Annotated in this window: 7 protein-coding genes; 2 read left to right on the top strand and 5 right to left on the bottom strand. The window is 55.1% G+C overall.

From position 1 onward, the window contains the following. Window positions 1–107 precede the first annotated feature (107 nt). The 3 genes from dld to ACLQ7H_RS22170 are packed head-to-tail and all read right to left on the bottom strand — an operon-like array spanning window position 108 to window position 2,843. Window positions 108–1,805 (bottom strand): D-lactate dehydrogenase, encoded by a 1,698-nt coding sequence (dld, locus tag ACLQ7H_RS22180; RefSeq protein WP_411754527.1) that lies wholly within the window; start codon window positions 1,803–1,805, stop codon window positions 108–110. A gap of 43 nt (window positions 1,806–1,848) precedes the next feature. Then, the gene (gene map / locus ACLQ7H_RS22175) at window positions 1,849–2,643 is read right to left on the bottom strand and encodes a type I methionyl aminopeptidase (RefSeq protein ID WP_411754526.1); all 795 of its coding nucleotides are present in this window, start codon (window positions 2,641–2,643) and stop codon (window positions 1,849–1,851) included. After that, on the bottom strand, window positions 2,640–2,843 hold the full coding sequence (locus ACLQ7H_RS22170) for a ParD-like family protein (protein WP_024527427.1): 204 nt from the start codon (window positions 2,841–2,843) through the stop codon (window positions 2,640–2,642). Before ACLQ7H_RS22170 ends, map begins: the two co-directional genes overlap by 4 nt. Before the next feature lie 170 nt (window positions 2,844–3,013). Here ACLQ7H_RS22170 and ddlA point away from each other — a divergent pair, with 170 nt between their 5' ends. Continuing rightward, the gene (gene ddlA, locus ACLQ7H_RS22165; protein ID WP_411754525.1) at window positions 3,014–4,120 is read left to right on the top strand and encodes a D-alanine--D-alanine ligase; all 1,107 of its coding nucleotides are present in this window, start codon (window positions 3,014–3,016) and stop codon (window positions 4,118–4,120) included. Between the two features lie 51 nt (window positions 4,121–4,171). On the opposite strand, the gene ACLQ7H_RS22160 is transcribed toward ddlA, so the two are convergent. Next, a complete protein-coding gene (locus tag ACLQ7H_RS22160) occupies window positions 4,172–4,954 on the bottom strand; it encodes an ABC transporter substrate-binding protein (RefSeq protein ID WP_411754524.1) in 783 nt (260 codons plus the stop codon). A 33-nt stretch (window positions 4,955–4,987) separates the two neighbouring features. Next, window positions 4,988–6,142, bottom strand: a complete 1,155-nt coding sequence (locus ACLQ7H_RS22155; protein WP_411754523.1) for a pyridoxal phosphate-dependent aminotransferase — start codon at window positions 6,140–6,142, stop codon at window positions 4,988–4,990. A gap of 139 nt (window positions 6,143–6,281) precedes the next feature. Between ACLQ7H_RS22155 and ACLQ7H_RS22150 the strand changes: the two genes are divergently transcribed. Beyond that, window positions 6,282–7,208: a LysR substrate-binding domain-containing protein gene (locus ACLQ7H_RS22150; RefSeq protein ID WP_211134595.1), complete on the top strand. Its 927-nt coding sequence runs from the start codon at window positions 6,282–6,284 to the stop codon at window positions 7,206–7,208. Window positions 7,209–7,257: the final 49 nt, after the last annotated feature.

The following is a 7,257-nucleotide window of genomic DNA, read 5'->3' as shown; positions in this document are numbered from 1 at the left end:
GGCTTATTACGAGTGTGCTGAAATGTTCCTTTGCTCCCAAAAGGGCAAGCTCTACCAGCCCCTTCTCCTTGTGGAAGAGGGGGGCTGGTGAGGGGTAAGATAAAATGTTACTGGATGTTGTTACCCCAGTGTTTTTGCTTGCTGGTTTTGCCAATACCGGGATTAAAACTGTTGGTGGGATCGGCATCCTGATAGAACGCCTGCAAATCCGGCTTGGCATGATACAGATGGCCGACGTTGTGCTCGGCCGGATACTCTGCACCACGCTGATTGAGGATCGCCAACATCTGCTCTTTCAGCGCATGGCTGTCCGCGCCTTTTTTCACCACGTAATCCTGGTGGAACACGTGGCACATAAAGTGGCCGTAATACAGCTTGTGCACCAGTTGGTTATCGATCTCCGGCGGCAGGGTTTCGAACCACTCGGTATCGTTACGGCGCAGGGCGATATCCAGCGCCAGAATGTCCTCGACCTGGTCGGCATGTACCGCGTGATAGCGCACGGCGGCTCCCGCTGCGGCAAAGCGGTGCAGGAACGCTTTCTTACCTTCTTCAGGCGTGCAGACGAAAAAGTCACCGTCGGCCTGGGCAAAGTAGCTTTGCAGATAATGCTGGGCTTCCTCCACGCCTGGCCCGGCCATTTTCAGCAGCAGGTGGTGTTCAAAGCGTTGGCGATACGCTTTCATTCGTTGCGGCAGATGGTTAGGGGCCAGCTTGCTGAGCTTTTGCATCAGGTTATTGGTGAGGTTGTGCGGTAACAGTGGCAGTTTGTTCAGCGTGGCATCCACCCGGCCCTTCAGGGTGAAGAAGCGCGGCATTTGATCGGTGCCCAGTTTGTCGATCATCATAAAGGTGTCTTTGCCATACACCTCGGCGATATCGAAAATATCGCGGTGCATATATTCCCCGGCCACCGGCAGATTTTCAAACTGGCTCAGCATATGGCGGCGCAGCTCGGTCAATACCGCGGTGTCGTTGGTGCCGATATAGAACACCTGCTCTTTATCTTCTTTAGCGAAGGTGTCCAGACGCACTGCAAACACCGCCAGTTTCCCGGCACAACCGGAAGCTTCGAACAGGCGGCGTTTATCGGCATTAAAGCGGGAAGGGGTATCGGCATCGACATCGCGCACTCGGCTGGCGTATTCGTTGTCCGAAGCGCGCAGTTCGCCATGTTCAACATCCGTTGGTCGGTAATCGCCCTTTTCCAACCGCGTAAGGATCTCTTCGGGGGTATTGCCTAAATTGATCCCCAGATGATTGACCAGCTGTAGCTGACCATCGGCGTCCAGCTTGGCGTACAGCGCCATTTCGGTATAGGCCGGGCCGCGCTTGACCAGCGCCCCCCCGGAGTTGTTGCATATCCCCCCGATCACCGAAGCGCCAATGCAGGAAGAGCCGATCACCGAATGTGGTTCACGGCCATAAGGTTTCAACAGCCTTTCCAGCTTATTGAGCGTGCTGCCAGGGAAACCGACCACCTGCTTGCCGTTATCTAATACCTGAATATGATCGAGCCGCAAGGTGCTGACGATCACAATTTCACGGTCATAATCTTGGCCGCTGGGGGTAGAGCCTTCGGTCAAGCCGGTGTTGGCCGCCTGCATAATGACAATCTTATCGGCGGCGACACAGGCTTGCAGGATCTGCCACAGCTGCAGCAGACCAGTAGGGAACACTACGGCCAGTGCCTTACCACCGCCGGAGCGGAAACCTTTGCGATAACGTTCGGTGCTACGCTCGCCGGTCAGCACCTGCGCGTTGCCGACGATATTCTTCAACTGAGTGATAAATGCCTGCGTCATGCCCATCTCCGTGTCCCCGCCTGGCTGCAACGGGATTTAATGTTTAATAGCGTTCCTGATATCCCGCCTCGCGTTCTTCTGCGCGCAGCGTCAGGATCTCCACGCCGTCAGCGGTAACCGCCACGGTGTGCTCCCATTGGGCAGAAAGTTTTTTATCGCGGGTGACCACGGTCCAGCCATCTTTTTTCTGTTTGATACGGTGGTCTCCCTGGTTAATCATCGGTTCGATGGTAAACACCATGCCTTCCTGCAACACCGTACCGGTGCCGGGTTGGCCGAAGTGTAGCACCGCTGGGCCTTCGTGCATTTCGCGGCCAATGCCATGCCCACAATATTCACGCACTATGCTGTAACCCGCCTGTTCTGCATGTTGCTGTATGGCGTGGCCGATGTCACCTAACGTAGCACCGGGTTTCACTGCCCGGATGCCTTGCCACATTGACTCGTAGACATTGTTGACCAGCCGCTTGGCAATCGGGGTGGTTTGGCCAATGCAGTACATCTTGCTGGAATCGGCAATAAAGCCATTATTTTCCAAGGTGATATCGACATTGACGATCATCCCGGAACGCAGAATTTTGCTGGCCGACGGGATGCCGTGGCAGATCACCTCGTCGATCGAGGTATTGAGCACGTAAGGGAAATCATACTGGCCCTTGCTGGCAGGGCGTGATTTCAGCTCATTGACGATAAAGGCTTCGGTACGGTCATTGATCTCCATTGTGGTGATCCCTTCGCGGATCACCTCATCGAGCATGGCAAACACCTTGGCCAGCAGCGCGCCGGAGTGGCGCATGATGGCAATCTCCTGCGGCGTTTTAATCAAAATCTCTTTCACCCAACAATCTCCTTCAGCGTCAGCGCGTTATCTTTCATCATTTTCTTTACCAGTTGCGGATAGGTCAGCTCCGGGTTGAGTTCCGCCAGCATACCGATCCTGATCCAGTGTTCTGCCTGGGCGTTAATAGAACGCGACATGGTCAGGCTGGCGAGCCTGAGATCGTCATGTAGCGTCTCCGAGATTTTTACGATCCCCATAGCCGACTCCGTAAATGAACAATATACGGAGTGTATACGTTTTGGATGTTGCGGGTTTGTCATTCTGTGGCGCAGGCATTTTAGGCCAATGGTCATTGCCGGGGTCGCACAATGTGTTTATTGTGATCGTCGGCTTTGTTGCCATGACTTTTTTAAGAAGGATTTAGGGCGTGACTAAACTACGTGTTGGGGTGATCTTTGGGGGCAAATCGGCGGAGCATGAGGTTTCGCTGCAGTCGGCAAAAAATATTCTGGATGCCATCGACAAAGAGAAGTTTGACGTCACGCTGCTGGGCATTGATAAACAGGGGCAGTGGCACCTTAACGATGCCTCCAACTTCCTGCTGAATGCGGAAAACCCGGCGTTGATCGCGCTGAACCACTCGAATAAAAACGTGGCGTTGGTCCCTGGATATGAGAAACAGCAACTGATCGAGGCCGATGGTGCCGGTGCGCTGGGGCAGCTCGATGTGGTGTTCCCGATCGTCCATGGTACGCTCGGGGAAGATGGTTCGCTGCAAGGGCTGCTGCGCATGGCGAATATGCCGTTCGTGGGGGCGGGCGTGTTGGGTTCAGCGGTCAGCATGGACAAAGACGTTACCAAACGCCTGCTGCGGGATGCCGGGCTGGCAGTGGCCCCGTTCGTTACGCTGACGCGTTCCAACCGCAACAAGTACAGCTTTACTCAATTAAGTGAAAGCCTGGGGTTACCGCTGTTTGTTAAACCGGCGAACCAAGGCTCCTCGGTTGGCGTCAGCAAGGTGCATGATCAGGCTGAGTTTGAACAGGCGATCGCCCTGGCATTCAGTTTCGACCATAAAGTGCTGGTGGAGTCGGCTATTGTTGGCCGTGAGATCGAGTGCGCGGTGCTGGGTAACGATAATCCGCAGGCCAGCGTCTGTGGCGAAATTGTCCTGAGCGATGAGTTCTACTCTTACGACACCAAATACATTAATGAGCAGGGCGCGCAGGTGGTGGTACCGGCGGCGATCGATCAGGACGTCAGCGATAAAATCCGCGAGGTGGCGCTACAAGCCTTCAAGGCGTTGGACTGTTTGGGTATGGCGCGTGTCGACGTGTTCCTGACGCCGGATAATAACGTGATTATCAACGAAATTAATACGTTGCCCGGTTTCACCAATATCAGCATGTATCCAAAACTGTGGGGGGCCAGCGGGGTGAGCTATAGCCAACTGATCACCCTGTTGATTGAGCTGGCGCTGGAGCGGCATCAGCAGGATCGCGGGCTGAACAGTTCGGTGTTTGACAATAAGTAAATCGTGCTTCCCTGGCACTCTCCGAGTTGAAGAGTGCCAGAGGATAACGCTTTATTTCACTGTTACATCGATATCACCAAAGTACTTCTTGGACAGTTCGCCAATGGTGCCTTGCTGCTTCACCTTGGCGATGGCGTCGTTGAGCTTTTTCAGCGTTGCGGTGTCGTCTTTGCGCAAGCCAAAGGCGATGCCTTCGCCCAGGATTTTGTCGTCCTGTACCGCATCGCCAACAAACGCAAAGCCTTTACCATCCGGATGCGCCAGGAAACCGCTCTGCCCGGCAGGGGCCATGATCAGGGTGGCATCCAGGCGGCCAGCGGTCAGATCCAGATAGACCTGGTTTTGATCCTGATAGGATACGACATCAACCCCTTCCGGTGCCCAGTGTGCCTTGGCATAGTTTTCCTGAATGGAACCCTGCAATACCCCGACGTGCTTACCCGCCAGCGATTTGGCATCGGGTTGCAGGCCGCTGTCGGCCTTGGCAATCAGGCGGTTTGGCACCTGGTAGATCGAATCGGTAAACGCAATCGCCTGCCTGCGCTGCTCGGTGACGTTCATCGCCGAGTTAATTACGTCAAATTTGCGGGCCTGCAACGCCGGGATCAGGCTGTCGAACGAGGTTTCTACCCAGCTGCATTTGACCTGTGCAGCGGCGCATACGGCGTTACCCAAATCGATATCAAACCCTTCCAACTGGCCGCTGGCGGATTTGGATTCGAAAGGCGGGTATAGCGCTTCAAGGCCGAAACGCAGGCTATTGTCTGCCGCTAGTGTCGAACCGGCAGCCAGTAAACATCCCGCCGCGATCAGCGTTTTCAGTGTTTTTTTCATTGCGGTTTCTTCCCCATGGTAAAAATCAATGGATCACACCTTACACAGACGGCGAGCGCCTTCCAGTAGGGTGTCATTATCTTTCGAGAAACTAAGCCGGATAATGCCGGTATCGGTGCCGTCGCTGTAGAACGCCGACAGCGGGATGGTTGCCACCTTGGCTTCGCGGATCAAGCGCACCGCAAAATCGTTGTCGCTTTCATTACTGAAACCGCTAAAGCGGGCCAGCATAAAGAAGCTGCCACGGCTAGGCAGTAATTCAAAGCGCGAATTTTGCAACGCGGCTGCCAGCAAATCGCGTTTTTGCTGATAGAACTCCGCCAACCCCAGGTAACTCTGTGGATTATTCAGGGCTGCGGCAAAGGCGTATTGCATCGGCGTATCGGCAGAGAACACCATAAATTGGTGCACCTTGCGGATCTCATCCATCAGCGCTGCTGGTGCCATGCAGTAGCCGACGCGCCAACCGGTGACGTGGTAGGTTTTGCCAAAGGAAGAGACGATCACGCTGCGCTCGGCCAGAGCAGGATGGCAGGCCATACTGTGGTGAATGCCGCCGTCGAAAACTACGTGTTCATACACTTCATCGGAAAGAATGACGATATCGGTATTGCGGGTCAGGGCGGTCAGGCGCTCGATATCGTGTTCATCGAATACGCTGCCGGTAGGGTTGTGCGGGCTGTTGACGATGATCATCCGCGTTTTGCTGGTGATTGCCGCCGCCACCTCATTCCAGTCTATGGTTAAATCTTGCAGTGAAAGCTTGATGGCAACCGGAGTTGCCCCTTGCAGGCGCACAATCGGGGCATAGCTGTCAAAGGCGGGTTCGAAATAGATGACTTCATCACCGGGATGGACCAGCGCGCTAATGGCGGAGTACAACCCTTCACTGGCGCTGGCGATCACTGTGATCTCCTCGTCAGCGTCATAGCGTGCGCCGTACAAGCGCTCAACTTTTTCCGCCAGTGCATGACGCAGTGCCGCTACGCCGCTCATTGGGGCGTACTGGTTATGACCTGCGCGCATGGCTTGGGCGACGCCCTCAACCAGTTGCACATCACAGGCAAAATTGGGGGCGCCCTGCGACAGATTCAGGGCTTGATGTTCGGCGCTCAATTGGCCAATCACGGTGAAAATGGTGGTGCCAACGTCCGGTAGTTTCGAACGTTGCGAGCAGGCGCTGTGCATAGGGGCTCCTGGCAAAAGAATCGAGTGTCGAATGATTAAGCATCAGTTAGGATGGGCTAACAAGAGAAAATTCGTCATGCTTGTCATGCAGCCAGATCATGGCTGCTAATGAAAATAAATGCAGGTGTCGGGATTTATTATGCAAACATCGCTGCCGTCGCTCGACGTGCTGAAAACCTTTGTGGTGGTCGCTGAGCGCCTCAATTTCACCCATGCGGCCCAGGCGCTGCATCTGACGCAGGGTGCGGTCAGCCGCCAGATCCTGGGATTGGAACAGCAACTGGGTTATCCGCTGTTTAGCCGCCGCGCGCGTGGGTTAACACTGACACCACAGGGGGCGCTGTTGTTGGCACCGGTACAGCTCGCATTAGAACAATTGGCGCAAGCGCTGGCCAAGGCTGGGGAACAGCCGGGTACGCTACGCGTCAAGTGCCCAACCTGTGCGATGCGCTGGGTATTGCCGCGCATTATTCGCCTGCAGAATGAACGGCCAGAGATGCATATCGAACTGACCGCGTCGGTGTCACACGGGCTGGATTTCGGCAGCGAACATTTTGATGCGGCGGTGGTATTTGGCAAACCTCAGGGCAAACGGCTGGTGGTGCACCACCTGTTTGATGAGATCCTGACGCCGGTCTGCACCCCGAACTATTTGCCTGACCTGGTTCGGCCTCCAGAACCTGCCGATCTGGCAGAGACAACCTTGCTGCATCCTACGCGCGATCGCCGTGATTGGTTGTTATGGTTGAAAGCGGCGGGGCAGACGGCTTTGCCCTCCGCCAAGTCACAGCATTTTGATACGCTCGATCTGGCAATGAGCGCCGCGTTACAGGGCTGTGGTATCGCCATTGGCGATCTGTGCCTGCTGGAGGAGGATATTCAGGCCAATCGCATTATTACGCCGTTCCCTATCAGCGTGGTCAGCGGTGCCGCCTATTATCTGGTTTACCCCGAACATGCGGTGGTGCCTGCGGCCTTAACCCGGCTGGTGGAGTGGCTGGGGGCAGAGGCGCAAGCCAGCCGGAGCAGACTGCATCATCTGCTAACAACAACGCAGACGAATTGATTCTGCAAACAAAAAGAGTATGGCAAACTGCGTGCTCACATCTATTAAT

The organism is Serratia sp. (in: enterobacteria) (assembly GCF_046715635.1).
Taxonomy (GTDB): domain Bacteria; phylum Pseudomonadota; class Gammaproteobacteria; order Enterobacterales; family Enterobacteriaceae; genus Chania.
This window is presented reverse-complemented; position numbering and strand designations above follow the sequence as displayed.

What these genes read in the sequence shown, in the direction of transcription:
- dld (WP_411754527.1), bottom strand. Translation starts at nt 1,805, where the DNA reads ATGACGCAGGCATTTATCACTCAGTTGAAGAATATCGTCGGCAACGCG.
- ACLQ7H_RS22170 (WP_024527427.1), bottom strand. Translation starts at nt 2,843, where the DNA reads ATGGGGATCGTAAAAATCTCGGAGACGCTACATGACGATCTCAGGCTC.
- ACLQ7H_RS22160 (WP_411754524.1), bottom strand. Translation starts at nt 4,954, where the DNA reads ATGAAAAAAACACTGAAAACGCTGATCGCGGCGGGATGTTTACTGGCT.
- ACLQ7H_RS22155 (WP_411754523.1), bottom strand. Translation starts at nt 6,142, where the DNA reads ATGCACAGCGCCTGCTCGCAACGTTCGAAACTACCGGACGTTGGCACC.
- ACLQ7H_RS22150 (WP_211134595.1), top strand. Translation starts at nt 6,282, where the DNA reads ATGCAAACATCGCTGCCGTCGCTCGACGTGCTGAAAACCTTTGTGGTG.